This window comes from Paraburkholderia diazotrophica, from assembly GCF_900108945.1.
GTDB classification, from domain to species: Bacteria; Pseudomonadota; Gammaproteobacteria; order Burkholderiales; family Burkholderiaceae; genus Paraburkholderia; species Paraburkholderia diazotrophica.
Genome location: NZ_FNYE01000033.1, coordinates 20,702 through 46,974, shown reverse-complemented (window position 1 = coordinate 46,974; position 26,273 = coordinate 20,702). Strand labels below are relative to the sequence as shown.

General features: G+C 63.2%; 23 protein-coding genes. 14 read left to right on the top strand and 9 right to left on the bottom strand.

Going from position 1 to position 26,273, the window contains the following annotated elements:
• Positions 1 to 10: 10 nt before the first annotated feature.
• From BMW76_RS30265 to BMW76_RS30250, 4 genes are all read right to left on the bottom strand, one after another.
• Positions 11 to 1,162, bottom strand: coding sequence for an efflux RND transporter periplasmic adaptor subunit (locus tag BMW76_RS30265; protein ID WP_090871919.1), 1,152 nt, complete (start codon positions 1,160 to 1,162; stop codon positions 11 to 13).
• Between the two features lie 109 nt (positions 1,163 to 1,271).
• Positions 1,272 to 2,729 (bottom strand): efflux transporter outer membrane subunit, encoded by a 1,458-nt coding sequence (locus BMW76_RS30260; protein ID WP_407669043.1) that lies wholly within the window; start codon positions 2,727 to 2,729, stop codon positions 1,272 to 1,274.
• 472 nt (positions 2,730 to 3,201) lie between these two features.
• Positions 3,202 to 3,675, bottom strand: a complete 474-nt coding sequence (locus BMW76_RS30255; RefSeq protein ID WP_090871915.1) for a ferritin-like domain-containing protein — start codon at positions 3,673 to 3,675, stop codon at positions 3,202 to 3,204.
• A 118-nt stretch (positions 3,676 to 3,793) separates the two neighbouring features.
• On the bottom strand, positions 3,794 to 4,180 hold the full coding sequence (locus tag BMW76_RS30250; RefSeq protein ID WP_090871913.1) for a hypothetical protein: 387 nt from the start codon (positions 4,178 to 4,180) through the stop codon (positions 3,794 to 3,796).
• A 362-nt stretch (positions 4,181 to 4,542) separates the two neighbouring features.
• Here BMW76_RS30250 and BMW76_RS30245 point away from each other — a divergent pair, with 362 nt between their 5' ends.
• From BMW76_RS30245 to BMW76_RS30215, 7 genes are all read left to right on the top strand, one after another.
• Positions 4,543 to 4,836: an EF-hand domain-containing protein gene (locus BMW76_RS30245; RefSeq protein ID WP_090871912.1), complete on the top strand. Its 294-nt coding sequence runs from the start codon at positions 4,543 to 4,545 to the stop codon at positions 4,834 to 4,836.
• A gap of 57 nt (positions 4,837 to 4,893) precedes the next feature.
• Positions 4,894 to 5,607: a response regulator gene (locus tag BMW76_RS30240; protein WP_090871910.1), complete on the top strand. Its 714-nt coding sequence runs from the start codon at positions 4,894 to 4,896 to the stop codon at positions 5,605 to 5,607.
• On the top strand, positions 5,604 to 6,959 hold the full coding sequence (locus BMW76_RS30235) for an ATP-binding protein (RefSeq protein ID WP_090871908.1): 1,356 nt from the start codon (positions 5,604 to 5,606) through the stop codon (positions 6,957 to 6,959). The genes BMW76_RS30240 and BMW76_RS30235 overlap by 4 nt, the downstream gene beginning before the upstream one ends.
• Before the next feature lie 113 nt (positions 6,960 to 7,072).
• Entirely contained in the window at positions 7,073 to 9,076 is a 2,004-nt protein-coding gene (locus tag BMW76_RS30230; RefSeq protein WP_090871905.1) for an amylo-alpha-1,6-glucosidase, read from the top strand.
• Between the two features lie 34 nt (positions 9,077 to 9,110).
• Complete coding sequence (locus tag BMW76_RS30225) at positions 9,111 to 11,846, top strand: MGH1-like glycoside hydrolase domain-containing protein (RefSeq protein ID WP_090871903.1); 2,736 nt, start codon at positions 9,111 to 9,113, stop codon at positions 11,844 to 11,846.
• Positions 11,847 to 11,907: 61 nt separating this feature from the next.
• Positions 11,908 to 12,699 (top strand): ROK family protein, encoded by a 792-nt coding sequence (locus BMW76_RS30220; RefSeq protein ID WP_090871902.1) that lies wholly within the window; start codon positions 11,908 to 11,910, stop codon positions 12,697 to 12,699.
• A 209-nt stretch (positions 12,700 to 12,908) separates the two neighbouring features.
• Positions 12,909 to 13,400 (top strand): YbhB/YbcL family Raf kinase inhibitor-like protein, encoded by a 492-nt coding sequence (locus tag BMW76_RS30215; RefSeq protein WP_245763434.1) that lies wholly within the window; start codon positions 12,909 to 12,911, stop codon positions 13,398 to 13,400.
• A gap of 24 nt (positions 13,401 to 13,424) precedes the next feature.
• Here the strand turns inward: BMW76_RS30215 and BMW76_RS30210 are convergent, their stop codons facing one another.
• Positions 13,425 to 14,420, bottom strand: coding sequence for an aldo/keto reductase (locus BMW76_RS30210; protein ID WP_090871898.1), 996 nt, complete (start codon positions 14,418 to 14,420; stop codon positions 13,425 to 13,427).
• 246 nt (positions 14,421 to 14,666) lie between these two features.
• Here BMW76_RS30210 and BMW76_RS30205 point away from each other — a divergent pair, with 246 nt between their 5' ends.
• Positions 14,667 to 15,269: a lipocalin family protein gene (locus tag BMW76_RS30205; RefSeq protein WP_090871896.1), complete on the top strand. Its 603-nt coding sequence runs from the start codon at positions 14,667 to 14,669 to the stop codon at positions 15,267 to 15,269.
• Between the two features lie 135 nt (positions 15,270 to 15,404).
• Here the strand turns inward: BMW76_RS30205 and BMW76_RS30200 are convergent, their stop codons facing one another.
• Positions 15,405 to 16,433, bottom strand: coding sequence for a LacI family DNA-binding transcriptional regulator (locus BMW76_RS30200; RefSeq protein ID WP_090871894.1), 1,029 nt, complete (start codon positions 16,431 to 16,433; stop codon positions 15,405 to 15,407).
• A 231-nt stretch (positions 16,434 to 16,664) separates the two neighbouring features.
• On the opposite strand from BMW76_RS30200, the gene BMW76_RS30195 reads away from it, so the two are divergent.
• The 5 genes from BMW76_RS30195 to BMW76_RS30175 all read left to right on the top strand — a co-directional run bounded on the left by BMW76_RS30195 (position 16,665) and on the right by BMW76_RS30175 (position 23,036).
• Complete coding sequence (locus BMW76_RS30195; RefSeq protein ID WP_090871892.1) at positions 16,665 to 17,816, top strand: ABC transporter ATP-binding protein; 1,152 nt, start codon at positions 16,665 to 16,667, stop codon at positions 17,814 to 17,816.
• Positions 17,817 to 17,827: 11 nt separating this feature from the next.
• Complete coding sequence (locus tag BMW76_RS30190) at positions 17,828 to 19,810, top strand: beta-galactosidase (protein WP_090871989.1); 1,983 nt, start codon at positions 17,828 to 17,830, stop codon at positions 19,808 to 19,810.
• Between the two features lie 51 nt (positions 19,811 to 19,861).
• On the top strand, positions 19,862 to 21,133 hold the full coding sequence (locus BMW76_RS30185) for an ABC transporter substrate-binding protein (RefSeq protein ID WP_090871890.1): 1,272 nt from the start codon (positions 19,862 to 19,864) through the stop codon (positions 21,131 to 21,133).
• Between the two features lie 90 nt (positions 21,134 to 21,223).
• On the top strand, positions 21,224 to 22,174 hold the full coding sequence (locus BMW76_RS30180; protein ID WP_090871987.1) for a carbohydrate ABC transporter permease: 951 nt from the start codon (positions 21,224 to 21,226) through the stop codon (positions 22,172 to 22,174).
• A gap of 10 nt (positions 22,175 to 22,184) precedes the next feature.
• Positions 22,185 to 23,036: a carbohydrate ABC transporter permease gene (locus BMW76_RS30175; RefSeq protein ID WP_090871888.1), complete on the top strand. Its 852-nt coding sequence runs from the start codon at positions 22,185 to 22,187 to the stop codon at positions 23,034 to 23,036.
• Positions 23,037 to 23,054: 18 nt separating this feature from the next.
• Here BMW76_RS30175 and BMW76_RS30170 read toward each other — a convergent pair whose 3' ends face one another.
• A complete protein-coding gene (locus tag BMW76_RS30170) occupies positions 23,055 to 23,366 on the bottom strand; it encodes a hypothetical protein (RefSeq protein ID WP_090871985.1) in 312 nt (103 codons plus the stop codon).
• A 175-nt stretch (positions 23,367 to 23,541) separates the two neighbouring features.
• Positions 23,542 to 24,132 (bottom strand): TetR/AcrR family transcriptional regulator, encoded by a 591-nt coding sequence (locus BMW76_RS30165; protein ID WP_090871886.1) that lies wholly within the window; start codon positions 24,130 to 24,132, stop codon positions 23,542 to 23,544.
• A gap of 161 nt (positions 24,133 to 24,293) precedes the next feature.
• On the opposite strand from BMW76_RS30165, the gene BMW76_RS30160 reads away from it, so the two are divergent.
• Positions 24,294 to 25,067 carry an SDR family NAD(P)-dependent oxidoreductase gene (locus BMW76_RS30160; RefSeq protein WP_090871884.1) on the top strand — a complete coding sequence of 258 codons (774 nt, stop codon included), beginning with the start codon at positions 24,294 to 24,296 and terminating at the stop codon, positions 25,065 to 25,067.
• Between the two features lie 158 nt (positions 25,068 to 25,225).
• Here the strand turns inward: BMW76_RS30160 and BMW76_RS30155 are convergent, their stop codons facing one another.
• The gene (locus tag BMW76_RS30155) at positions 25,226 to 25,930 is read right to left on the bottom strand and encodes a PepSY-associated TM helix domain-containing protein (protein WP_090871882.1); all 705 of its coding nucleotides are present in this window, start codon (positions 25,928 to 25,930) and stop codon (positions 25,226 to 25,228) included.
• Positions 25,931 to 26,273 lie beyond the last annotated feature (343 nt).

Below are 26,273 nucleotides of genomic sequence, written 5' to 3'. Positions count from 1 at the left end.
GCGCGGCCTCTTATTGTTCCTGAGGCGTCGGATTCGGGTTGTCCGCGGGCAGCACGCGGTTGTCGATCACGAGCGGCGTGCCGTTCTTCAGTTTCAACTGGCCGCTCGTCACGACTTGCGCGCCTTCGCCGATGCCCTTGAGAATCGCGACCTGATCGCCGCGCGTCGGCCCCGGCGTGACGAACACCTGCTGCGCGACGGGCATGATCTTGTTTTGCGCATTCTTTTGCGCGCCGGGCTTCACGACGAACACGGTCGCGCCGTACGGGTTATAGGTGATCGCCGTTTGTGGCAAGGTCAGATAGCGCTGCACGGTGCCCGCGTCGATCTTCACGTTCGCGTACATGCCGGGCAGCAGCTTGCGCTCGCGGTTGTCGACGGTCGCTTCGATCTGCACGTTGCGCGTTGTGCTGTCCACGCGCGGATTGATCGAGCGGATCTTGCCGTCGAACGTGCGGTTGCTGAACGCATTCGTATCGACGACGATCGCCTGGCCGACCTGCAATTGTCCGAGTTGCTGTTGCGGCAGATAGAAGTCGGCGTAGATCGGATCGATGGCTTGCAGCGTGACGATCGCATCGCCCGGATTGATGTACTGGCCCGGGTTGACCGTCGTGATGCCGACGCGTCCCGCGAAGGGCGCGCGTATCGTTTTCTTTTCGACGAGCGCGGCCTGCTGGTCGACCTGGGCTTTCTTGCTCTTCAGGTCGGCGGCATCGGCGTCGAGCTGGGCCTTTGCAATCGCCTGAATGTCGAATTGCGCCTTGTCGCGCTTGTAGACGGTCTGCGCGAGTTCCGCAGCGGCCTGCAGCGACGCAAGCTGCGCGCGGTCCGAATCGTCGTTCAGGCGTACGAGCACCTGGCCTGCCTTCACTTCCTGGCCCGAACTGAACGCGATTTCGCGCACGAGGCCGGCCACTTCCGTCGTCACGTCGACGCCGCGCACCGCGCGCAGGCTGCCCACGGCGGCAAGCTGCGGCTGCCACGTCTGATAGCCCGCGACAGCGGCCGTGACGGTTGCGGGCGGCACGGCATTGCTCGCCATGAACTTCTTGAGCATGTGCGCCCTGAACAGATTGAAGCCGACCAGCGCGCCGAGCAATACGCCCACGCAGATCAGCATGATGATCATCCGCCTGGTCATCGGTCTTTTCGTTGTCATCGTCTCGTCCTTGCACGGCAAACTGATGAGGCACTGATGAGGCACAAGCAAACTCGTCCGGCGGCGCTGCCGTCTGATCGCATGCGACGCGCGGCTACTGCGAAAGGATTCACTGCGGCCTGGCAGATGCCGGAGCGGCCGCCGGCGTGGCCTGCGCTGCCTGGCTCGTCGCCGCGTCGTTCCACCAGCCGCCGCCGAGCGCCTGGAACAGCGCGGCCGTGTCCGCATAGCGCGCGGCCTGCGCCTGCGCGAGGTTCACGACGGTCTGCTGGTACTGACGCTGTGTATCCAGCAACGCCAGATAGCTGACGCCGCCGATGCGAAACTGGCCGCGCGTCAGATCGAGCGAATCGCGGGCCGCGCGCCATGCTTCCGTCTGCGCGCGCAGGCCGGTGGCATCGTGTTCGAGCGCGCGCAACGTATCGGCGACGTTCTGGAACGCGAGCAGCACCGTCTGCCGGTATTGCGCATTGGCCTGGTCGAAGGCGGCTTCGGCGGCGCGCTTTTGCGCACTCAACTGACCGCCGTGAAAGATCGGCTGCGTGACGCCCGCGCCGATGCTCCAGATCATGTCGGCGTACTTGAGCAGACCTGCGGGCGTGAGCGCCTGCGGGCCGTAGCTCGCCGACAGCGTGAGCTGCGGATACATGTTCGCCGTCGCGACGCCGACCTGCGCGCTCGCCTGATGCAGCGTGGCGTCGGCGGCGAGGATGTCGGGCCGCTGCCGCACGAGCGACGACGGCACGCTGACGGGCAAGCTCTGCGGCAGCGTGAACATCGACAGCTTGAACTCGGGCACGCCCGTGTCGCTTGGCGGCTTGCCCGCGAGCACGGCGAGCTGATGACGCGTCTGATCGAGCGACTGACGCAACGGCGGCAACGTCGCGCGCGTCTGCGCGACGAGCGTTTCCTGCGAGAGCACGGCGGTGCGGTTCACGCCGCCAAGCTCGAACTGCTTGCGCAACACGCCGAGCTGCGCGTCCTCGTCGGTGGCGATGCGCTCGGTCGCTTCGATCTGCTCGCGCAGCGACGCTTCCTTGACGGCCGCCGTCACGATGTTCGCCGACAACGCGAGATACGCAGCCTGCAACTGAAAGCCCTCGTAATCGACCTGCGAGCGCAGCGATTCGAGCTCGCGCCTTGCGCCGCCGAACACATCGAGGTTGTACGACACGCTCACCGATGCGTTATAGAGGTTCAGCACTTCCGTGAGTCCCGGCTGGCCGAACGTGACGCCGTTGAATTTTTCGCGCGTCGCATTGGCCTTCGCATCGACGGACGGATACAGCGTGGTGCTCATTTGCGCGCGCAGATTCTCGCCGGCTTGCCTGAGCGCCGCTTGCGCCGCAGCGACATTGGGACTGTTGGCGAGCGCTTCGCGGATCAGCGCATCGACCGGCTCGCAGTGAAAGAGCGTCCACCATTGCGCGGGAATGTCCTGGCCGGCGACGAACTGTTGCGGGACGCCCGATGCGCCCGGCGACGACGCCGTTCGGTCGGGCAACGGCGTGGGCGTGTAGGTATCGGTGGCGGGCGGGGCGGGCGTGCGGTAATCGGGGCCGACCATGCAACCGGGCAACGCGATCAGGACAGCGATCGATGCAGCGCGCGCCAAGGTCTCATATGTTGGGCGGTGACAAATCACACCGCGCGAATGCCGGTGCCATCGATTGCGACTGCGACTGAAACTGCGGTTGACGTCTTCGATCATCTATCCACCTGGTTTCACTGCGCGGACTACGAACGAAATAGCGAATGCAGAATTCAACAGCCTGATGCCGCGCATAGCCTAGCATGGGTCGTTGCAAACTCCGCCATGCATGCAGAAGATTTAGGGGATTAGACGCGCGTTAATGTCGGCAAACGTTAAATGCATCGCGCGCGCATGCAATAAGAGAAAGGGCACGGCATGCATCGTGTGTCGATGCATGCCGTGCCCTTGATGTGCAGGTAGAAGAATTATTCGGTGAGCGATCGAGAGTCGGCGTGTGCAGCGAATTGAAAGTCCGGCAACGCATGCGCGAATGCCAGCGTCGAAGCTAATGCGTATCGGCGCCGCGCTCGCCCGATGTCGCGACCGTGCCCGGCCTGCGCAGCATCTTGTCGACTTCGCCCGCATGCATCTCTTCGACCGAGATCATTTGCCGCGCATATTCTTCGAGCGCAACGGAGCGGTCTTTCACGAGCGCAAGCAGATCGCGATACAGGCCAAGCGCGACGTCTTCGGCTGCAAGCGACTCGCGCAGAATGGACGCGATATCGGTCGTATGCGAATCGAGCAATTGACCGATGCCAAGCGACGGATACTCGCCGAGCGTCGTGATCCATTCGCCCGCCAGATGCGCATGCGCGAGCGATTCGTCGGCCTGCTGACGCAGCCACGACACGATCGGGATGCGGCCAAAGCCGAACACCAGAAAAGAGTAGTGCGTGTAACGGACCACGCCAGCCAGCTCGGATTCGAGAATCTGGTTGAGCACGGCAATGACCTTGTCCTTTTCGATCTCTGACATAGCGCCCTCCACGAAGCTCGCCGAATGCCGGTTAATGGCGGTTAGTACCGGTTAGACAAAGGCTTTCATTGTTGGCCTCGGCTTTCCAAAGATCAAGTGAATCGGCGCAGCGATGCAATCAGCGTGTGACGACGACGCCGGGCACAACGGCGACCGGCTGCGCATAGACGATGCTTCTTGCGGGCGCAACCGCGTAAGCAGGCGGTGCGACGATGGGCACGGCCACCGTCGCATAGGGCAAGGGCTTCGCGGGCGCGGGTGGCGGCACGACGGCGACATAGGGCACGACAGGTACCACGGGGGCCACGGGCACGCGAGTGACGACGGGCACGACGGGCACGACATAAGGCGGTTGCGGCGGCACGTAATAGAGCGTGCGCGGCGGCGCATAGACGACAGCGGGCACATAGGCCGCATGGACGAACACGGTGCCGGCGAAGGCGCTGGTCGAGCAGGCGATACCCATCGCGGCAATCGCGGACGTATAAGCAGAGCGAATGTTCACATCAAACTCCTCGGCGGACGAGCGGACAGTCGGCGGACGCGATGCGAAGTCCTCACATCGCCGCCGACGTGCAGACGATACGCAACACATCCCCGAATGGGCAGCGATTACTTGTTTCATTCGATGTCGCCGGAAAAGCACGCTCATGCTTGAAGTGTTCGCTACGTAATCACGTAGCGCGCGATGCAGCGGCGAATCTGAAACAAGCGTGAATGCATGGCCCAGACGATGAATCGCATGAAATGCGGCGACATAACTTTGAAATTGCCTTCCGCTTTCCAGACAGCAAGAATTCGCTTCGCCAACGACGAATCGCAACACCACGTGAGCGAAGAAGTTGAATGAACCGATTGGAGAGTGAAATGAAGAAGTGGATCGCCATGCTGGCTTTGTGCATTGCATCGACGGGCGTGATGGCGCAGACGGCGCCGCAACCGATGGCCGCATCGCCGCGCATGGAGCGGATGATGCAGGAGTTGCAGCAGCGCTTTGCCGCCGCCAACACGACGCATGACGGCAAGCTGACGCTTGCCCAGGCCCAGACGGGCATGCCGCGCGTCGCGCAGCATTTCAACGAGATCGATACGCAGAGACAGGGCTATGTGACGCTCGGACAGATCGAGCAATTCATGGCGCAGCGCGCGGGATCGCACTGACGGAAAAACGGGTCGGCCCGAAGCTAAACTGTTGCAAGTAGCGAAAGGAGCCATCGCATGGACCGACCCGCCCGCATCATCGTGCTCGACGACGAAGCGGAACTGCGCAACATGCTGCAGCGCTTCCTGAGCGGACATGGCTTCGAAGTCCGCGCCGTCGAGAACAGCAAGCGGCTCGAACGCTATCTGCAGCGCGAGCCCTACGACCTGCTGGTGCTCGACCTGATGATCGGCGAAGAGGACGGCCTGCAGATCTGCGCGCGCCTGCGCGCGGAGGGCCATACGATGCCGATCCTGATGCTCACTGCAAAGGGCGATCCGCTCGACCGCGTGATCGGTCTCGAAACGGGCGCCGACGATTACCTCGCGAAACCCTTCCTGCCGCGCGAGCTGGTGGCGCGCATCAACGCGCTGTTGCGCCGCCAGAAGATCGCAGCGGGCGACCCGACCGTTACCACGCAAACGCTGCGCTTCGGCGACTTCCGGCTCGATGTCGGCAAGCAGTGTCTCTACCGGCTCGATGCACCCGTCGAACTGCATTCCGCGCAGATGCTGCTGTTGACGGCGCTCGCGGCGTCGCCGAACCGCGCAGTGAGCCGCGACAATCTGATCGCGCGCGCGAGAGGGCGCGACCACGATGCACTCGACCGCAGTATCGACGTGCAGATTCTGCGCTTGCGGCAGACGATCGAAAGCGATCCGTCGAAGCCGCGTTTCATCAAGACCGTATGGGGCGTCGGCTATATGCTCGTCGCCGACGTCGAAGCATGAACGCGCGCATCCTGTCGCGCGTGCTGCCGCGCAGCGTTCTCGCGCGCAACATCATGCTGCTGATCGTGCTGATGGCGGTCAGCCAGGTCTGCGCGCTGAGCGTGCTGATCCACTATGTGCAAAGCCCGCGCACCGAGCGCGCCGCTGCCGTGTTCGGCACGTACATCAAGACATTGGATAACGCGCTCACCGCGTCGCCCGAGATTGCGCGCGACACGCTCGTCGCGCGGCTCGACGCACGCGACGAACCGCCCGCCGATGCGGTGACGGAGCCGCGCGTCAGACTGCTCGCGTTCTACCGGCTTCATCAGTTGCAGTTGTTTCTGGAAAGTCTGGGCCGCTATCTGCCGTCGGGCACGGAAGTGCGTTGGCAACAGGCCGGCCCGCGCATGTGGATACGCATGCACGTCGCGGGCAAGCCGTACTGGGTTGGCCTGCAAGTGCCGGAAGAAGCGCAGGGCGGCGGCATGCTGACGGCCGTGTTGCTGTCGCTGGGGCTCGGCATGCTGGCCGCTTTGACGGGCTTCGCGCTGCAACGCTATCTGAACCGTCCGTTGCAGGAACTCGCGCATGCGGCGCGCCGCGTGAGCGCGGGCGAAACGCCGCCGCCTTTGCCCGTCGACGGGCCGACCGAGATCGCGCAGGTGAGCGGCGCGTTCAATCAGATGATGCAGGCGTTGCAGCAGGCGGAGGCGACGCGCGCGCTGATGCTCGCGGGCGTTTCGCACGATATCCGCACGCCGCTCACGAAGCTGCGTCTCGCAATGGCGATGGCGAACGAGACGGGCGGCGACGAAGCATTCTCCGGCGCGGCGGAATCGTATCTGGACCAGATCGACACGATCCTTCAGCAGTTCATGGACTACGCGGGAAGCGGCGAGCGCGAGACGCCGCAGCCCGGCGATCTGAACGCGCTGATCAGCCAGCTAGCCGCGGACTTCGCGGGACTCGGGCACGAATTCGAGCTGTCGCTCGGCAAGCTTCCCGAACATGCATTCCGGCCCATCACGATGATGCGGCTCGTGATGAACCTGATGCAGAACGCCGTCGTCTACGGGCAGACGGGCCTTGCCGTCAGGACATGGGCCGATGCCGATGCGATCCGTGTGGCTGTCGGGGACCGTGGCAAGGGATTGAGCGCCGAAGAACTCGAACGCCTGAAGGCGCCGTTCCAGCGCGGCAAGAATGCGCACGGCAAGACGGGCGGCACGGGGCTGGGGCTTGCGATCGTCGAGCGCATCGCGCGCTTGCATGGCGGCGCGCTGGAGTTTCATCCGCGCGAAGGCGGCGGGCTCGAAGTGTGGGCCGTGCTGCCGATTCTGCATCGCGTGGCGGCGCAAACGGCTATGTGATCTTCACGCGGTTGGCATCATAGGTGAGACGGCACTGCGCAAGACTTTTCCCGCGTGAGCCGCTAATCTGTCGGCAGTCTTGACCGGCCACGCCAGCGAAAAGCGGATCTGCGATGACACGCGTCGAACGCCCCTTCGATATCGGACGTCTGGAAGACGAATGGCTCGAGGCCGATGGCTTCGGCGGCTTCGCGTCGGGCACGGTGGGCACGTTGCGCACGCGCCGCTACCACGCGCTGCTGCTGACGGCGACGCGCGCGCCTGCGGGGCGCGTGGTGCTCGCCAATGGCATCGAAGCGTGGATCGAAGCGAACGGAGCGCGCTATCCGCTCACGATGCAGCGCTACGCGCCCGACATCCTGTATCCCGACATCGCGGCGAGTCTGATCGCGTTCGATACGATGCCCTGGCCGACATGGCGCTTCCGGATCGACGCGTGGACTTCTGTGGTCGCTGAAGCATTCGTTGCGAAAGCGACGTGCGAGACGGTGCTGCGCTGGCGGGCGGAGTTCGAACACGATGTGCCGCGCGATCGCACGATTACGCTGCATGTGCGTCCGTTGCTGTCGGGCCGCGACTATCACGCGCTGCATCACGAGAACGGCGCGTTCGATTTCACCGCTTGCGTCGATGGCGAGCGCGTGCAGTGGCAGCCCTATCGCGATCTGCCCGCGATTCGCGCCTTGACGAACGGCGCCTATGGACATGCGCCCGACTGGTATCGCAACTTCTGTTATGTGCGCGAACGCGAGCGCGGCCTCGACTTCACGGAAGATCTCGCGACGCCCGGCGTCTTCAGCTTCGAACTTCTGAGCGATGCAGCCGTCATGGTGCTGAGCGCGGCCACGGGTCACGCGCCGCCCGACATGCAAGCGGCGAGCGCACACGCCGATGCGCTTGCGAATACGGAAGCATCGCGTCGCGCGGCATTCTCATCGCGCCTGCAGCGTTCCGCCGATGCCTATGTCGTCGCGCGTTCGACGGGCCACACGATCGTCGCGGGCTTTCCGTGGTTCACCGATTGGGGCCGCGATACGTTCATCGCAATGCGCGGGCTGCTCATCGCCACGGGGCGCCATGCGGAAGCCGAGTCGATCCTGCTTGCGTGGGCGGGCACGATTTCCGAAGGCATGTGTCCGAACCGCTTTCCCGACTATGGCGACGAGCCGGAGTACAACTCGGTGGATGCGTCGCTCTGGTTCGCGATTGCCGTGCACGACTATCTGTCGACGGGGCATGCGTCGAACGACACGCGAGACCGCTTGCACGAGGCCGTTGATACGATTCTGTCCGGCTACACGCAAGGCACCCGCTACGGCATACGTGCCGACGACGACGGCCTGTTGCGCGCCGGCGTGCCCGGCGTGCAGCTTACGTGGATGGACGCGAAGGTCGGCGACTGGGTCGTGACGCCGCGCATCGGCAAGCCCGTCGAAGTGCAGGCGCTATGGTTCAACGCGTTGCAGATTGCTTCGCGGTGGAATGCGCACTGGCGCGAGCCGGCAATGCGTGCGGCGCAGTCGTTTGCCGGGCGCTTCGTCGATCCGCAAACGGGTGCGCTGTTCGACAACGTCGATGTCGATCACGTGCGCGGCGCTGTCGATCGTTCCGTGCGGCCCAATCAGATCTTCGCCGCCGGCGGGCTGCCGTTCGCGCTCGTCGAAGGCGAGACGGCGCGTGCCGTTGTCGCGCAGGTGGAAGCGCATCTGCTGACGCCGCTCGGATTGCGCACGCTCTCGCCCGAAGATCCCGCATATCGCGGGCGCTACGTGGGGACGCCGTTCGATCGCGACGGCGCCTATCATCAAGGGACCGTGTGGCCCTGGCTGCTCGGTCCGTTCGTCGAGGCATGGCTGCGCGTGCAACGTCTCGATGCCGCCGCACGCGACGCGGCGCGCACACGCTTTCTCGTGCCGCTCGATGCGCATCTGGACCGCGCGGGCCTCGATCACATTTCGGAAGTCGCGGACGGCGACGCGCCGCATGCGCCGGGCGGCACGCCGTTTCAGGCGTGGTCGCTTGGGGAACGGTTGCGTGTGGGGGTGTTGCTTGGGGAACGCATCAGCGCCGATCCGTCTGCTGCGCAACGCGAACACCCCAACCGCGCTACGATGTAACTCCTGCCGTCACCACGAGAGGAAGGACGCTGCCATGCCTGCGCTGCGCGCTGCGAATCTGCTTTCCACGGTCGAGGGGATACGTCTGCATTCCGCCGAGTGCGCGCGGTGGCAGCGCTGGGGTCCGTACCTCAGCGAGCGTCAATGGGGCACGGTGCGCGAAGACTACAGCCCGAACGGCACGGCATGGGACTACTTCCCGCACGATCATGCGCGCAGCCGCGCGTATCGATGGGGCGAAGACGGCATCGCAGGATTCGGCGACGAAACGTTGAACTGGTGCGTGTCGATTGCAATGTGGAATCGCGCCGATCCCATTCTGAAGGAGCGTCTGTTCGGCCTCACGAATCAGGAAGGCAATCACGGCGAGGACGTGAAGGAGCTGTACTTCTATCTCGACGGCACGCCGACGCATTCCTATATGCGCATGCTGTACAAGTACCCGCATGCCGCGTTTCCGTATCAGGATCTCGTCGAGGAAAACGCGCGGCGCGGCGGCGATATGCCCGAGTATGAAGTGCTCGATACAGGCGTGTTCGACGATCTGCGCTATTTCGATGTGACCGTCGAATACGCAAAGAACACGCCTGAAGACATCGTGATGCGTGTCACCGTCGAGAATCGTGCGGACGAGTCGGCAGCGCTCGATCTTCTGCCGCAGTTCTGGGCGCGCAACAAGTGGTCGTGGAAGGACATCGACGAGCGGCCGAAGCTCGTCAAGGAAACGGTGCACGGCGTTACGCGTTTGCTCGGCACGCATCCGGGCCACGAGCCGATCGTCGTGACGGCATGGTCGCCCGACACGACCGTGCTCGAATGGATGTTCTGCGAGAACGATACGAACGTCCGGCGTCATTTCGACATGGAAGCGACAGGTCCGTTCAAGGACGGCTTCAACGAATACCTCGTACATGGCGACGCCGACGCGATTCGCCGCGACGCGGGCACAAAGGCGGCCGCGCATGTGCCGTTGAATTTGCCGCCGCACGGCACGGCCATCGTTTATCTGCGCTGGCGGCCCGAGTTCGCCGTCGACGACGAGCCGCTCGACGTCGACGAGCTGTTCTCGCAGCGCATCGCGGAAGCCGACGCGTTCTACGCAGCGTTGCAGCATGACATCGACGGCGCGGACGAGCGGCTCGTTCAGCGTCAGGCATTGGCGGGCATGCTGTGGTCGAAGCAGTACTACCAGTTCGACGTGCAGCGCTGGATGGACGGCGATCCCGCACAGCCGGCGCCGCCTGCGTCGCGCAAGCAGGGCCGCAATCGCGACTGGCGCCATCTGTGCAACGCCGACATCGTGTCGATGCCGGACAAGTGGGAGTACCCGTGGTACGCATCATGGGACCTCGCGTTTCATGCGGCGGCGTTCGCATTGATCGATCCCGCGTTCGCGAAGCGTCAATTGCTGCTGCTCGTGAAGGACCGCTACATGCATCCGAACGGGCAAATCCCAGCGTATGAATGGGCATTCAGCGATGCGAATCCGCCCGTGCATGCGTGGGCCGCGTGGCGTGTCTATGAAATCGATCGCGCGCTGACGGGCAAGGGCGATCGCGATTTTCTGGAGCTGGTCTTTCACAAGCTGCTGCTCAACTTCTCGTGGTGGGTGAACCGCAAGGACGCCGATGGCCGCAATATTTTCCAGGGCGGCTTTCTCGGGCTCGATAACGTGGGCATCTTCGATCGCTCGTCGCCGCTGCCGACGGGCGGCCGTATCGATCAGGCGGACGGCACGGCATGGATGGCCGCGTACGCACTGGACCTGATGCGCATCGCGCTCGAGCTCGCGTTTGCAAACCATGTGTTCGTCGATATCGGCGTGAAGTTCTTCGAGCACTTTCTGTATATCGCGCAGGCCGTCAGTTGCGAAGACAATTGCGAAACGGGCCTGTGGGACAGCGAGGACGAGTTCTTCTATGACAAGCTGCGCTTGCCCGATGGCTCCAGCACGCCGATGCGCGTGCGCTCGATCGTCGGCCTGATTCCGCTGATCGCGGTGCATGTGCTCGAAGAACGCCTGCATGGCTCGCTGCCGGGCTTGCGCGATCGCCTCGTATGGTTCTTGCGCTTTCGCCCCGATCTCGCGCGGCTGGTATCGCGCTGGAACGAGCCGGGACGCGGCAACAGCCTGCTGCTCTCGCTGTTGCGCGGGCACCGGATGAAAGCGCTGCTCAGGCGCGCGCTCGATGAAACGGAGTTCCTGTCCGATCACGGCGTACGCGCGCTGTCGCGTGTGCATCGCGACAATCCGTTCGTCTACCGGCACAACGGCCAGAGCTTTTGTGTGAAGTACCTGCCCGCCGAATCGGATTCGCGCGTGTTCGGCGGCAATTCGAACTGGCGCGGACCGGTATGGATGCCCGTCAACTATCTGCTGATCGAATCGCTCTACGAATTCCACCGCTATTACGGCGACGATTTTCGCGTCGAGTATCCGACGGGCTCGGGCAACAAGCTGTCGCTCGCCGAAATCGGCGATGCGCTCGCGCGTCGCACGACCACGCTCTTTCTGAAGGACAAGAACGGCGAGCGTCCCGTGATGGCCGCGTATCCGCTGTTGCAGGCCGACCCGCGCTCGCAGGACCTCGTGCTCTTTCACGAGTACTTCCACGGCGACAACGGACGCGGCGTGGGCGCATCGCATCAGACGGGCTGGACAGGGCTCGTCGCGTTGCTGTTGCAGCCGCGCGAACTCGTCAGCTCGGGGAACGTCCCTGTGACGAAAGGCGTCGCGGAACCGGCGGCCGTTGCATCAGCGGTGAAGTAGCGTAATGGCAAGCACCTCGCACTGACTCGACAAGAACAGACCAAAGGACAACGACCTCGCCATGAGCAAAGCAAAGACAGCAAGCGGTGACGAACGGATACTCGCGATCGACGTCGGCGGCTCGGGACTGAAGGCCGCCGTGCTCGATTCGTCCGGCAGCATGAAAAGCGAGCGCGTGCGCGTGCCCACGCCGCATCCGTGCACGCCGGAGCACCTCGTCGATACGCTCGCAAAACTCGTGCAGCCGCTCGCCGACGAACATCGTCCCGCCTCGATGTCGATCGGCTTTCCCGGCGTCGTGCGCGACAACCGCATTCTGACCGCGCCGAATATCGGCGACGAGAGCTGGCGCGGCTTTCCGCTCGCGGGCGAGCTTGCTGCGCGTGTCGGCGGCATGCCCGTGCGGATGATCAACGATGCCGAAATGCAGGGCTTGGCTGCGATCGAAGGGCGCGGCATCGAGTTCGTGCTGACGCTCGGCACGGGCGCGGGCACCGCGCTCTTTCGCGACGGCGAGCTGATGCCGCATCTCGAACTCGCGCATCATCCCGTCAGCAAGGGCCGCACCTATGACCAGTACATCGGCAATGCCGCGCGCGAGCAGGCGGGCAACAAGCGCTGGAACCGGCGCGTCGAGAAAGTGCTCGGCATCCTGGCTTCGCTCGTCAATTACGACAAGCTGTGGATTGGTGGCGGCAACGCGTCGAGGCTCACGTTCGAGTTGCCGCCGAATGTCGCGATCGTGTCGAATGATGCAGGCATCGAAGGCGGTGCGAGGCTCTGGCATGCGAAGTCCGTGCGTGAGTCGCGCCAGTTGCCCGAAGCGAACCGGAAGACAGGCGCGTTCAAATAGCGAGCCGCATGGATGGCCTGAAGCGCCCTGAAATCCCATGAACGTCACGCCGCGGAATAATGGGGCAGGGTAACCCGTTTGTGCTTTGGCGGCCGCAAATGCGTGGCCACAGCATGTTCGTCCGAAGTCAGCGGAGCCTTTCGATGAAAACATTCCCTTATGCCCGGCCGGCGCGCGCGGCGCTATGTGTCGCGTTGTCGGCGGGCGCGATGCAGGTCTTCGCGGCGGACGCTTTCGAAGTCACGTCGCCGGGCACGCCTGACGGCGGCACAGTCGATTCGAGCCATGCGGCAAGCGCGAACAATTGCGGCGGCGGCAACCAGTCGCCCGCCGTGCAGTGGCACCACGTCCCTGCCGGCACGCGCAGTTTCGCGGTGACGCTGTTCGATCCCGACGGCGCGAAAGGCCTGGGCGTGATCCATTGGGTGCTGTACGGGATACCCGCATCGATGACGTCGATGGCACATGGCGCGTCTGCGCCGGAGGGCAGCGTGAGCGGCATCAATCGCACGGGGAAGCCCGGCTATTACGGGCCGTGTCCGCCCGTCGGCGATGTGCCGCATCACTACGTGCTACAGGTCTATGCGCTCGATCTCTCGCAGGACGCGCTACAGCCTGGTCTCAATCACGATCAGTTCCTCGCGGCCATCAACAATCATGTGCTGGCCGCGAGCAGCACCGTGCTGCGCTACGGGCGCTGACGCACGACGTACACCTCTTGCTGCCTAGCGCGGCGCATCGCCCCAACGGTATTCGACCGTCGCCTGATCGAGTTGCGTCTTGAGTTCAGGGTCGAGCGTGTAGTCGGCAGCGGCGAGCGAATCGTTCAATTGATCGACGCGGCTCGCGCCGATGATCGCCGATGTGATGACGGGGTTCGCGAGCACCCACGCGATCGCTGTCTTCGTCATCGGCTCGCCCGTTTTCGCGTTGATCTCGCGCAGCGCGTCGATCGTCTTGAACTCGCGCTCGTGCCAGTAGCGCTCCGAGTACATCGCGCCCGCTTTGCCGACCGTTTCGGTGAAACGTCCGTCGGCTGGCTTCGCGTCGTGACGATGCTTGCCCGTCAGCAGTCCGCCTGCGAGCGGGTTATACGGCATCACGGCGAGACCTTCTTCGTCGGCAAGCGGCAACAGTTCGCGCTCGATCTGCCGGAACAGCAGGTTGTAGCGCGGCTGCACCGACACGAAGCGCGCTGTGCGCAGCACGTCCGCGCGGCCGAGCATGCGTGCGAGCCGGTACGCGAGGTAGTTCGATACGCCGATATAGCGCGCCTTGCCCGAACGCACGATCGCGTCGAGCGCTTCGAGCGTTTCGTCGAGTGGCGTGTCGCGGTCATCGGAGTGCAGTTGATACAGATCGACGTAATCGGTGCCGAGACGGCGCAGCGATGCATCGATGGCATCGAGCAGATGCTTGCGCGACGCACCCTGGTCCCACGGCGACGGGCCAACCTTGCCGACGGCTTTCGTCGCGAGAATGAAGCGCTCGCGCTTGCCCTTCAGCCAGCGCCCGATGATCTCCTCGGTGCGGCCTACGACACTCTCGGTGCCTCCGAGCGGATAGACGTCAGCCGTATCGATGAAATTTACGCCGGCGTCCGTTGCCTTGTCGAGAATGCCGCGCGATACATCTTCTTCGGTTTGCAAGCCGAAGGTCATCGTACCGAGACACAAACGCGAGACAGTAAGGCCAGTGTTGCCGAATTTGCGGTATTGCATGATCGACTCCGCGAGAAGGGAACTATGACTGATGTGAAGGAGTGGTGTGCAGCAGCACGGGAACAAAGCGCAATAAAGGAGCAAGCATAGCGGCTATTGCGGATTCGCGTCGCTGGCCTGTCATGGGGATTCGTGCGCGGTCGTATCGCCGATACCGCTTTGTCCTTTCTTCGTCCCGTAATGGCGAAAACTTTTCATTCAAGTAAGGTCTAAACGGCTTTGACATCGTGTCGAGGTTCATGTCCGATGAGTGTCGAACGAAGCGTCAACGACAATATCGAGCAAAGCAATTTCCCTAAGCGCAGTGCAATCGTTGCCGCTGCAGTCGTGGCAGTCGTGACGTTAGGGATTGCCGTCACGTACGCCATCCGGTTGAAAAGCAGGAAGGGCAATGCGCGCGTGCCCGAGCCTGTGAAGAGCGTCGATCTGGACCGCTACACGGGGCACTGGTACGAGTTTGCGCGCTACGACAATCACTTCGAACGAGGCCGCGATTTCGTCACGGCCAACTATGCGAAGCGCGATGACGGCTCGCTCAGCGTCATCAACACGGGCCGCGATGGCGCAAACGGCGTGCGGCGCATTGCGAGAGGCAAGGCGCGTGTGATGCCCGGCTCGGACAACGCCAAACTGAAAGTGTCTTTCTTCGGACCGTTCTACGTCGGCGATTACTGGGTGCTCGATCACGCCGACGACTATCGATGGTCGATCGTCGGCGAGCCGAGCGGCGCGTATCTATGGATACTCACGCGTGACGAGAAGCCAGCGGGGGAACTGCAACACGCGCTGCTCGAACGCGTGCGCGCCCTCGGCTATGACCTTTCGATGCTGCGCCGTACGCAGCACTGAAAGCACGGCTGAAACTTTTTCTGCTTTTGCGAAGCGGTTGCCAGCTTATTGCTTGCGTGGCGATATCGAATGCCGCTTTGAACGCAGCTTCGCGGTAGGTTTTGCGCTTGCCTCGCGCGTCATGCGCGGTCGAAATCAACGCTTTTGCGTCGATCCGCGCACGATGAGTCGCGGCCCCGATGTCACGCACATGCGCGGCACTTTCTGCTGCGCACCGTGCTTGCGCGTCGGCCGCTCGATCAGATCGCGCAGCAGCGTCACGGCGAGTTCAGCGGCCTCGACGGTCGGCACGGCGACGGTCGTCAGCGGCGGGCGCGATTGCTGCGCAAGCTGGATGTCGGTGATGCCGACTACGGAAAGATCGCGCGGCACGTTGCGCCCGAGATCGGCGGCGGCATGAATGGTGCCGAGCGCGGGCAGGTCGTTCGTCGCGAAGATCGCTGTCACGTTCGCGTCGCGTTCCAGCAGATCGCGCGCGGCCGTGTAGCCGCCTTGAATCGTGTCGGGCGCGTAACGCACGTTTTTGGCGGGCACCTTCAGGCCCGCTTCGCGCATCGCATCGACGAAGCCTTCGTAACGCGACGCGTGAATGCCAGAAGGTTTGCTGCCGACAATCGCGCCGATGCACCGATGGCCCAGTTCGATCAGATGCTTCGCGGCCAGCCGGCCCGCAAGACGAAAGTCCACGGCGATGCACGGCAAACCCGGCGAATCTTCGGGACGTTCCCACATGCATAGCACGACGGGCGTGCCGCGCGCTTGCGTCTTGTGCAGATCGTCGAAGTCGAGATTGGCGTTCATCACGAGCACACCTTCGGAGAGTGTGCCTGCAATCTGGTCGAGGTACGCGCGGCCCGCATGCGGGTCCTCATTCGTGTTGCAGATGATGACGAAGTGGCCGCTCTTGCGCGCCTCGCGTTCGACGGCGAGCGCGAACTCGGGATAGAACGGATTCGCGATGCTCGACACCATCAGCGCGATCGTGGGCGCGCGGCCTTCGGCGAGCGCGCGTGCGGCAAGATGCGGACGATAGTTGAGCGCTTCAACGGCTTCGAGCACGCGCTGACGTGTCTGCTCGCCGACGCGTCCGCGATTGCGCAGCACGTTAGAGACCGTGGCGGATGTAACGCCGGCGCGCCGCGCGACTTCGCTGAGTGTGGACATGGTTTGCGTCTTCAATATATGGGACAGGCGTTCATCATTTGCATTGGCTACGAAGGCGGGGCACCATGCGCAAAACACCAGAACGATGATCGGAGACAGCGTTGACCGGCCCCCGGCAGGGTCAACAGAAAAGCCAGAGAGCCCGCGATCGTAATGCGATCGCGTTTTTTCGGCCATTCAGATTAAGCGCTTAATCTCCGCTCGCGCTGATTAAATCACGGAGTCGAAGCGATGGCGAGCATTTCCTTGAAGGGTGTGCAGAAGGCGTATGGAGACAACGCGCCCGTGGTCCGCAACGTCGATCTGGAGATCGGCGAGAACGAGTTTTGCGTGTTCCTTGGTCCGTCGGGCTGCGGCAAGTCCACGCTGCTGCGCATGATCGCAGGGCTCGAAGATGTGACGGACGGCGACCTGTCGATAGGCGGGCGCATCGTCAACGACGTGCCCGCTGCCGAGCGCGGCGTCGCGATGGTGTTTCAGAGCTATGCGCTGTTTCCGCACATGAGCGTGTACGAGAACATGGCCTTCGGTCTGAAGCTCGCGAAAAAGCCGAAAGACGAAATCGACCGCAAGGTTCGCGAAGCCGCGCGCATCCTGCAACTGGAAGCGCTGCTCGATCGCAAGCCGCGTGCGTTGTCAGGCGGACAGCGGCAACGCGTTGCGATTGGCCGCGCGATCGTGCGCGAGCCCGGCGTGTTTCTGTTCGACGAGCCGCTTTCGAATCTCGACGCGACACTGCGCGGCCAGACGCGCATCGAAATCGCGCGGCTGCACAAGCAGTTCGCATCGGCGAGCGTGGTCTACGTGACGCACGATCAGACGGAAGCGATGACGCTCGCCGACAAGATCGTATTGCTGCATACGGGCAAGGACACGGAGCGCTACGGCAGCATCGCGCAGATCGGCGCGCCGCTCGAGCTGTATCACCGGCCCAGCAGCCGTTTCGTCGCGGGCTTCATCGGCTCGCCGCGCATGAACTTTCTGCCTGCACGCGTCACGGCGATCGACGCGCAAGGCGTCGACGTCGCGCTGGATCATACGAATGAAGCCGTGCGCGTTCTCGTCGACGGCAGCACGCTGCAAGGCGCTCAGCCGGTGACGCTCGGCGTGCGCCCCGAACATCTCCGGCTCATCGCAGCCGATGTATCACGACGTGAGGCAACGCTCACGCGCACCGTTTCGCTCGTCGAGCATCTGGGCGAGCACAGCTACGCGCATCTTGAACAAGCGGGCGGCGATGTGCTGATCGCGAAAGTACCCGGCAATGCCCGCATCGAGCAGGGCGAGCGCGCAGTGTTCGAGGCGCCCGCCAACGCCTGCCATCTTTTCACCGACGACGGATTCGCCGTGAAGGCGCTCAACACCGTCGAACACTACGCATAAGGGACATGCGCATGCGCCTTGGAGTCTGCTACTACCCGGAGCACTGGCCGGAATCGATGTGGGAAGACGACGCGCGCCGTATGAAGGCGCTCGGCATCGAACAGGTGCGAATCGCGGAGTTCGCGTGGAGCCGTATCGAGCCCACGCCCGGCGAATACGATTGGGGCTGGCTCGACCGTGCCGTCGACGTGCTCGGCAATGCGGGCTTGCAGGTGGTCATGTGCACGCCGACGGCCACGCCGCCGAAGTGGCTGATCGACCGTCATCCCGACATTCTTCCTGTTGGCGCCGATGGCCGTCCGCGTGCATTCGGCTCACGACGTCATTACGATTTTTCGTCGCCGTCGTATTACGAGGCGTCGCGCAAAATCTGCACGGCCGTCGCGGAGCGTTATGGCAAGCATCCTGCCGTCGTTTACTGGCAGACGGATAACGAGTTCGGCTGCCACAACACGGTGGTGAGCTACTCGCCTGCTGCCGTCGCGCGTTTTCGCGAGTGGCTCACGGAGCGCTATCAAACCATCGACGTGTTGAATCGTGCGTGGGGCACCGTGTTCTGGAGCATGGAGTACCGCAGTTTCGACGAAATCGACGCGCCTGTTGCGACGGTGACGGAAGCGCATCCGTCGCATCGTCTCGACTATCGGCGTTTCGCTTCCGACGAAGTGGCGCGTTACAACCGCATGCAGGTCGAGATCATTCGCGCACATTCGCCTGGACGGCCCGTCGCGCACAACTTCATGCAGCTCTTCACCGAGTTCGATCACTACAAGGTCGCGCGCGATCTCGACGTGGCGACGTGGGACAGCTATCCGCTCGGCGCGCTCGAAGAGCAGTGGTACGCGCCTGAGATCAAGGCGAAGTTTCTGCGCACCGGGCATCCCGACTTCGCTTCGTTCAATCACGATGTGTATCGCGGCATGTCGAAGCTGCCGTTCTGGGTGATGGAGCAGCAGCCCGGTCCCGTCAACTGGGCACACTGGAATCCCGCGCCGCTGCCGGGCATGGTGCGTCTGTGGAGCTGGGAAGCGTTCGCGCACGGCGCGGGCTGCGTGTCGTACTTCAGATGGCGTCAGGCGCCGTTCGCGCAGGAGCAGATGCACGCGGGCCTGAACACGCCCGACAACCGCCTCGATATCGGCGGCAGCGAAGCGGCGACGGTCGCGCAAGAGATCGCACATGTGCTGTCGGCCGATGCGGATGCGAACGCCGAGGTGCGCAGCAAGATCGCACTGATCTACGACTACGAAGCGAAGTGGCTCTTCGAGATTCATCCGCAGGGCGCGGATTTCCACTATCCGCGTTTTGCGTTCGAGTACTACTCGGCGCTGCGCTCGTTGGGTTTCGATGTCGACGTGATTCCCGCCGATGCGCCGCTCGATGGCTACGCGATGATCGTCGTGCCGCCGCTGCCCGTCGTGCCCGCCGATTTTGCGGCGCGGCTCGCGGCATCGGGCGCGCAGATCGTGCTTGGTCCGCGCACGGGCTCGAAGACATCCGATCTGCAGATTCCCGCCAACCTGCCGCCGGGCACGCTGGCATCGTTGCTGCCGATCCGCGTGTGGCGCGTCGAATCGATGCGGCCCAACGTGACGGAACCCGTGCGGCTCGACGGCGTGGGCGATGCGCAGCGCGAAGGCTACGCGCGTCACTGGCGCGATCTGATCGATGCCGTCGACGAGCACACGTTCGGCGTGCATGCACGTTTCGCCGACGGCCATCCCGCGTATGTGCAGCATGGTCGCGATCATTACTTCGCGAGCCTGTTCGACGACTGTCTCACCGAGTCGCTGTTCGCGCGCATCGCAACGCAAGCCGGTCTCACGCCGATGCCATGTGGAGACAATGTGCGTATCAGCCGGCGCGGCAAGCTCACGTATGTCTTCAACTATGCAAACGAGAGACACGTGATCGAAGGCGTCGATGCATCGCGCTTCGTGATCGGCACGCGTGAAGTCGGGCCGCAAGGTGTAGCGGTTTATCGGACCGAGTAGGCCAGTGATCCAGCACGTAAAAACCAGACGCAAATGACAGGAGACGAAAGGATGACAGCAAGCCAGTTCAACCCACGCAGGGCGTTCGCGACGATGGCCATCGCCGTCGCGGCAGCCGTATCGTCGTTCGCCGCGACGACCACGGTCGCACAGGCGGGCACGATGACGATGAACATCGCGTTCAAGGGCGCGAGCCAGCGCGCGGTGTGGCAATCGGTGATCGACGACTTCAAGAAGGCGCACCCGGACATCGACGTGAAGGTGTCGTTCGTCGATGAAGAGGCGTACAAGGTGCAATTGCCGGGCTGGCTGTCGACGGTCGCGCCCGATGTCGTCAACTGGCACAACGGCGAGCGCATGGCCTATTACGCGCGGCGCGGCCTGTTCGAAGACCTGAGCGGCGACTGGAAGAAGAACGGCTGGGACAGCATGTATGCATCGACGAAGGAATCGTCGACGTACAACGGCAAGCAGTACGCGGCGCCGACCGTGTATTACTCGTGGGGCCTGTTCTATCGCAAGGACCTGTTCGAGAAGGCCGGCATCGCGTCCGAGCCGAAGACGTGGGACCAGTTGATGGACGCGTGCAAGAAGCTTAAAGCCGCAGGCATCACGCCGTTCGCAGTGGCTGGCCGCGATGCATGGACGCTCGCGGGCTGGTTCGATTATCTGGACCTGCGCCTGAACGGCAACGCGTTCCACCAGAAGCTGATGGCGGGCGAAGTGCCTTATACCGATCCGCGTGTGAAGAAGGTCTACACGACGTGGAAGCAGATGCTCGACGATCACGATTTCATCGACAACTCGCTGTCGTACGATCTGGATGCGGCGCAGCCGTTCCTGTTCCAGGGCAAGGCCGCGATGATGCTGATGGGCACGTTCATCACGGGCGGCTTCCCGGCGAGCGTGAAGCCGAACATGAGCTACTTCCAGTTCCCGATCATCGATTCGAACGTGCCGACTGCCGAAGACGGCCCCGTCGAGTCGCTGCACATTCCGGCGAAGGCCAAGAACAAGGCCGATGCGCACACGTTCCTTGCGTTCGTCGAATCGCCCGAGCAGGGCGCGAAGCTCGCGGCGGGTCTCGGCTCGCTGTCGGCGAACAGCAAGTCGCCGGAACCCGAAGATCCCATTTCGAAGATCGGCTTCCAGATTCTGTCGAACACGAAGGGCGGCATCGCGCAGTTCTACGATCGCGACATGACGAAGGAAATGGCCGACGAAGGGATGAAGGGCATGCAGCAGTTCGTCTCCGATCCGTCGAAGCTCGACGCGATTCTCGCGCAACTCGAACAGACGCGTAAGCGCATCTACAAGAAGTAACGGCGGGAGCGCCGGGCGACGTTCGCATGCGCATGTCGCCCGGCGCGCGCAACAAGTCAGCAGCCCGCTTGCATGAAGAGGAGCATTGTCGTGTCGCACTCCGTCACACGTCAGGACATCAACGCCACGCCGCCTTCGCCGCAGGCCGCGCCTGCGCCCAGAGCGGCGGGCACGCGGCGCGGTCCGTCGCCCTCCGCGCGTCGGCAGCGCAAGGCCGCGTTTCTGTTTCTCGCGCCCGCCTGCCTGATGGTCGCGGTGTACGTCGTCTGGCCGATCCTGTCGTCGATCTGGCTCAGCTTCTACAACTGGGACGGCATGACCGACAAGGTCTTCGTCGGTCTCGCGAACTACATCGAGCTGTTTCAGGCGCCGACGTTCTACACCGCGTTGAAGAACAACCTGATCTGGCTCGTGCTGTTCCTGCTCGCGCCGCCGATGGGACTCGCCGTCGCGCTCTATCTGAACCAGGCGGTGGCGGGCATACGCGTCGTGAAGTCGCTGTTCTTTGCGCCGTTCGTGCTGTCGGGCGTGGTCGTCGGGCTGATCTTTTCGTGGTTCTACGATCCGACATTCGGTCTGCTCGCGATGATCCTCGGACACGGCGTGCCCGTGCTCGGCGATGCGCACTATGCGACCTTCGGCATCATCTTCGCCGCGCTGTGGCCGCAGACGGCGTACTGCATGATTCTCTATCTGACGGGTCTCACCACACTCAACAGCGAGCAACTCGAAGCGGCGCGCATGGAAGGCGCGAAGGGCTGGTCGATGCTATGGCACGTGGTGCTGCCGCAATTGCGGCCCGTCACGTTCATGGCGATCGTCGTGACGGTGATCGGCGCGTTGCGCAGTTTCGATCTGATCTCGGTGATGACGGGCGGCGGCCCATTCGAAAGCTCGACGGTCCTCGCGTATTACATGTACGACCAGGCGATCAAGTACTACCGCATTGGTTATTCGGCGTCGATTGCCGTCGTACTGTTCGCGATCATGCTTGTGTACATCGTCTATCACCTGCGCCGCATGCTGCGCCACGAACAGTAAGGAGCGGACCATGTATCCGATGCCCGTTGCGAAATGGAAGCCGTTCAACCGGCGCCTGTACAAACTTTCGTTGCCCATTGCGCTTTTGATCTGGCTGTTGCCGATGATCGCGGTGCTCATCACGTCGGTGCGCTCGACGGAGGAACTGAGCGAAGGCAATTACTGGGGCTGGCCGAAGCACATCGCCTTCATCGACAACTACCGCGAAGCGCTCACCACATCGCCGATGCTGCATTACTTCTGGAATAGCGTGCTGATCACGGTGCCCTCCGTGATCGGTTCGATTGCGCTCGCGGCGATGGCGGGCTTCGCGTTGGCCGTCTACCGGTTTCGCGGCAACACCACGCTCTTCGCGACGTTCGTCGCGGGCAACTTCGTGCCGATCCAGATTCTGATGATTCCCGTGCGCGACCTGTCGCTGAGCTTAGGGCTCTTCAACACGCTGTATGCGCTCATTCTCTTTCACGTGTCGTTTCAGACGGGCTTTTGCGCGCTTTTTCTGCGTAACTTCATCAAGCAGTTGCCATATGAACTGGTCGAGGCGGCGCGCATCGAAGGCGCGGGCGAATGGACGGTGTTCTTTCGCATCGTGTTGCCGTTGATTCGTCCCGCACTCGCCGCGCTCTCGATTCTCGTCTTCACGTTCGTCTGGAACGACTACTTCTGGGCGCTGTGCCTGACGCAAGGCGACGAGGCCGCGCCGATCACAGTGGGCGTCGCTGCGCTCAAAGGGCAATGGACGACGGCGTGGAATCTCGTGTCGGCGGGTTCGATTCTCGCTGCGCTGCCTTCCGTCGCGATGTTCTTCGCGATGCAGAAGCACTTCGTTGCGGGCCTCACGTTCGGCGCGACCAAGGGATAATGCTGCGATTGCGATACGTCACTGCCCCGGTTGTGCAACCGTATGCACTCCGGCAAGCGGCGATCCATAACCGCCCGAGTTCGCATTGTTCGGCAGACCGTTCACCAGTTGCGCGCGCGGGTCGATCGGATTCAGATTGAGTTCGCCCGCCTGCTGGTTGCCATGCGTCGGGTATTCGCTGCCGAGCGGCGCTGTGGGCATCAGGCGCGTGTTGTTCATCGGCGCGTTCATGTCGTCATAAACAGAGAGTCCCTGCGCCTGTGATAGACCCGCGCTTAGCGCTAGCGCGAGAGCTGTGGTGACATGAAGAGAAACGGTGATTTTATGCACGATGCACTCCTTGCTCGATGATGCCGCGCTCATGCAAAGAGAAGTGCCTCGCAAACTTCACACGACGCGGTTCGCTTTAAACTATTGACCATCGCATGCAGGAGTTCAAGGCCGCGAGCACGCGGTAGTGCAGGGCGCGTCGCTGTTTTGTTTCAGTTCGTCGCAAACACTGCTTTCAGACCTTTTCTCCCACAATCTCGCCGACCGTGCGCCGCACCGCGCGCAGAATCTCATTCGCCAGTTCCGGTCGCGCCTTCAGCACCGCACGCGAAGCCGCGATGCCGCCGATCAGCGCCGTCGCGATCGCAATCGCCTTCTCTCGCGCGTTGCCCTTTGCCTTGCGCGCGTGCAGATGTTTCTCGAACACGTCGACCATGTTCTCGAATCCTTCGCTATAGCGCGCGCTAATCGTCTCGTCCTGCCGTCCGATCTCGCTCGCTGACGCCGCCATCGCGCAGCCATTGGCGATGTCGTCGCGTCTTTCCTCCGACAAATAACTGTCGAGCAGCTCGCCGAGGCTTGGCATATGGCCATCGCGCGGCGTCGTCATCCGCTCGTGGCTGACTTGCAGCCCGTACGCAAGCGCTTCTGCCGCGAGCGCCTCCTTCGATTTGAAGTGCGCGTACAGCGCGCCGTGCGTGAGCCCCGCCGCCTTGCCGATCTCGGCCACGCCGACGCCGTCGATGCCCCGCTCGCGGATCAGCCGCGCGGCCGTCTCGACAAGGGCCGCGCGGTTCTGCGCCGCCTTTTCCTTGCTTACTTTCATCACTCTTCCGTCCCACCGAACAATAGCGACGCGAACGCCGATGCAAAAAGCGCTTGACACGCATTCATTGCGGTCACTATCATTAAATTAAGATTGCAGTTGCAATTATAAAGCAGCTGCGGGCGGATGTCCGCCTCATCTATCAACTCTGGAGAAGTGCAATGTCATTCGAAAACAGGACGGCGCTCGTCACGGGCGGCAACAGCGGCATCGGTTTTGCGACGGCGCGGTTGCTGATCGCGCAGGGCGCGCGCGTCGCGATCACGGGCCGCGACCAGGCCAAGCTCGACGAAGCCGTCGCCGAACTCGGCCCGAACGCGCTGCCGATCCGCGCGGACGTGAACGATCCGAAGGCCATCGATGAAGTCATGAAGGTGATCGGCGACAAGTTCGGCAAGCTGGACATCGTGTTCGCGAATGCGGGCGTGAGCGGCGCGACGCCCGTCGGCGATACGACGGCGGAAAAGTTCGAATCGATCATGCGCACCAACGTCACGGCCGTATTCCTGACGGTGCAGGCCGCCGTGCCGCTGATGGGCGAGGGCGGCGCGATCGTGCTGAACGGCTCGGTGATGCGCGAGCTGGGGCGTCCCGGCTCGGCGGCTTATTCGGCGTCGAAGGCCGCAATCTCCGGCATGGCCCGCGTGCTCGCGGCGGAACTGGTAACACGCGGGATTCGCGTGAACACGGTCATTCCGGGCGCGACGCGCACGCCGATCTGGACGCGCGGCGACCGTGAAGGCGTGACGCTCGACGCCACCGAAGCGGCAATGAAACCGATGATCCCGATGAACCGGCTCGCCGATGCCGAAGAAGTCGCGCAGGCGGCCGTGTTCCTCGCGTCGAATGCGTCGTCAGGGATCACGGCAGCGGAGATCGTCGTCGACGGCGGCAACACGGGCGCGCCGATGGGTGCGCCGATGTTCCGCGGATAAGCGTGCGAAGTACTGACCCTGTACTTCGAAACGCGAAGTCCCGATGAGAAAAAGGGCGATGCGCAGTCATGTGGCTGCGCATTGCCCTCGTCTGTTCGAACGTGCGTCGTCGTGCGAATGGAGCGCGAATGCAGCGTGAACGCAGTGTGAACGCAGCGTTAAGCGAGCCCCGTCACGACTGCCGCGACGATCGATCCGAGCACCAGCACGGCGCCGATCGTTCTTCGTTTGTTCAACTGCGTCCATAGCAGCACGCCAGTCAGCGACAGCAGGATCACGCCGCCCGCGAAGGTGTCGATCAGCAGCACCCAGCCGACGCTCAGGCCGACGCCCTTGTGCAGATTCGTGAGCGTCGCGAGGAACGTATTGGCGCTGCGCTTGACACTCACGTAGTCGTTACCGACCCAGTACTCCGCTGACGTGTTCTCGTTCGGCGTCGCGAACGAGAGCTGCCAGCGCTCGGGCTGAATGGTCTCGCGATCGCCCCACGCGACGGGATGCGCCGGCTCCTTCTGCATGCGCCCGGGCTTGCCTTGCACCTTCAGTTCCTGCTTGAGCCATTTGGCGAGATCGCGCGGCGATTCGGGCGCGGGCTGCGGCACTCGAACCTGTAGCGACTCGACTTGCGGCTCGCCCGTCGATACACGCAGCGGCCCCGCACGATGGTTCAGCAGAAAGCCGCTCGTGCCCATCAGCAGGCCGAGCGCGGCGCCCCACAAACCGACCCAGCTGTGCACCTTGCGCAACCATTTGATGAACGTGATGCGGCGCGAGCTGGCGGGCGGCATGCCGTTGCTCTGGCGCTTGTTCTGGCCGTTGCCGCGTGTGGCGGGATCGATGACGACGGTTTCGGGTGTATTCACAGGTTGCTCCAAGGGGCAAGACAGCGTGCGGCCGCAACGGATCTCAACCGCTGCGCAAGCGAAGCCGCGCCGCAGTCTGAGACGATGCGGCGGGCTTGGCGCTTCGACACGGATGGGCCATCGGCGCAAGGACGCGATGGCATGGCTGGCTGGCCGCGTTGCCCATGAATGGGGCGCTGCAGTGGGCTGGCTCGGCGATCAGATTCGACGGATTCGACGATCAGATATGCGATCGGATTTTCAATCGAATCAGCGACCGTCTAAGGGTGCTTATGATTTCACGGCGTAGTGAATGCCGCAATCGCCGAGCGCGATTTACAACACCGTCAATGTTTCGACGGAT

Excerpts from the sequence above, each read along its gene's own strand:
- BMW76_RS30265 (WP_090871919.1), bottom strand. The coding sequence starts at position 1,162 with ATGACAACGAAAAGACCGATGACCAGGCGGATGATCATCATGCTGATC.
- BMW76_RS30260 (WP_407669043.1), bottom strand. The coding sequence starts at position 2,729 with ATGGTCGGCCCCGATTACCGCACGCCCGCCCCGCCCGCCACCGATACC.
- BMW76_RS30255 (WP_090871915.1), bottom strand. The coding sequence starts at position 3,675 with ATGTCAGAGATCGAAAAGGACAAGGTCATTGCCGTGCTCAACCAGATT.
- BMW76_RS30245 (WP_090871912.1), top strand. The coding sequence starts at position 4,543 with ATGAAGAAGTGGATCGCCATGCTGGCTTTGTGCATTGCATCGACGGGC.
- BMW76_RS30240 (WP_090871910.1), top strand. The coding sequence starts at position 4,894 with ATGGACCGACCCGCCCGCATCATCGTGCTCGACGACGAAGCGGAACTG.
- BMW76_RS30235 (WP_090871908.1), top strand. The coding sequence starts at position 5,604 with ATGAACGCGCGCATCCTGTCGCGCGTGCTGCCGCGCAGCGTTCTCGCG.
- BMW76_RS30230 (WP_090871905.1), top strand. The coding sequence starts at position 7,073 with ATGACACGCGTCGAACGCCCCTTCGATATCGGACGTCTGGAAGACGAA.
- BMW76_RS30225 (WP_090871903.1), top strand. The coding sequence starts at position 9,111 with ATGCCTGCGCTGCGCGCTGCGAATCTGCTTTCCACGGTCGAGGGGATA.
- BMW76_RS30220 (WP_090871902.1), top strand. The coding sequence starts at position 11,908 with ATGAGCAAAGCAAAGACAGCAAGCGGTGACGAACGGATACTCGCGATC.
- BMW76_RS30215 (WP_245763434.1), top strand. The coding sequence starts at position 12,909 with ATGCAGGTCTTCGCGGCGGACGCTTTCGAAGTCACGTCGCCGGGCACG.
- BMW76_RS30210 (WP_090871898.1), bottom strand. The coding sequence starts at position 14,420 with ATGCAATACCGCAAATTCGGCAACACTGGCCTTACTGTCTCGCGTTTG.
- BMW76_RS30205 (WP_090871896.1), top strand. The coding sequence starts at position 14,667 with ATGAGTGTCGAACGAAGCGTCAACGACAATATCGAGCAAAGCAATTTC.
- BMW76_RS30200 (WP_090871894.1), bottom strand. The coding sequence starts at position 16,433 with ATGTCCACACTCAGCGAAGTCGCGCGGCGCGCCGGCGTTACATCCGCC.
- BMW76_RS30195 (WP_090871892.1), top strand. The coding sequence starts at position 16,665 with ATGGCGAGCATTTCCTTGAAGGGTGTGCAGAAGGCGTATGGAGACAAC.
- BMW76_RS30190 (WP_090871989.1), top strand. The coding sequence starts at position 17,828 with ATGCGCCTTGGAGTCTGCTACTACCCGGAGCACTGGCCGGAATCGATG.
- BMW76_RS30185 (WP_090871890.1), top strand. The coding sequence starts at position 19,862 with ATGACAGCAAGCCAGTTCAACCCACGCAGGGCGTTCGCGACGATGGCC.
- BMW76_RS30175 (WP_090871888.1), top strand. The coding sequence starts at position 22,185 with ATGTATCCGATGCCCGTTGCGAAATGGAAGCCGTTCAACCGGCGCCTG.
- BMW76_RS30165 (WP_090871886.1), bottom strand. The coding sequence starts at position 24,132 with ATGAAAGTAAGCAAGGAAAAGGCGGCGCAGAACCGCGCGGCCCTTGTC.
- BMW76_RS30160 (WP_090871884.1), top strand. The coding sequence starts at position 24,294 with ATGTCATTCGAAAACAGGACGGCGCTCGTCACGGGCGGCAACAGCGGC.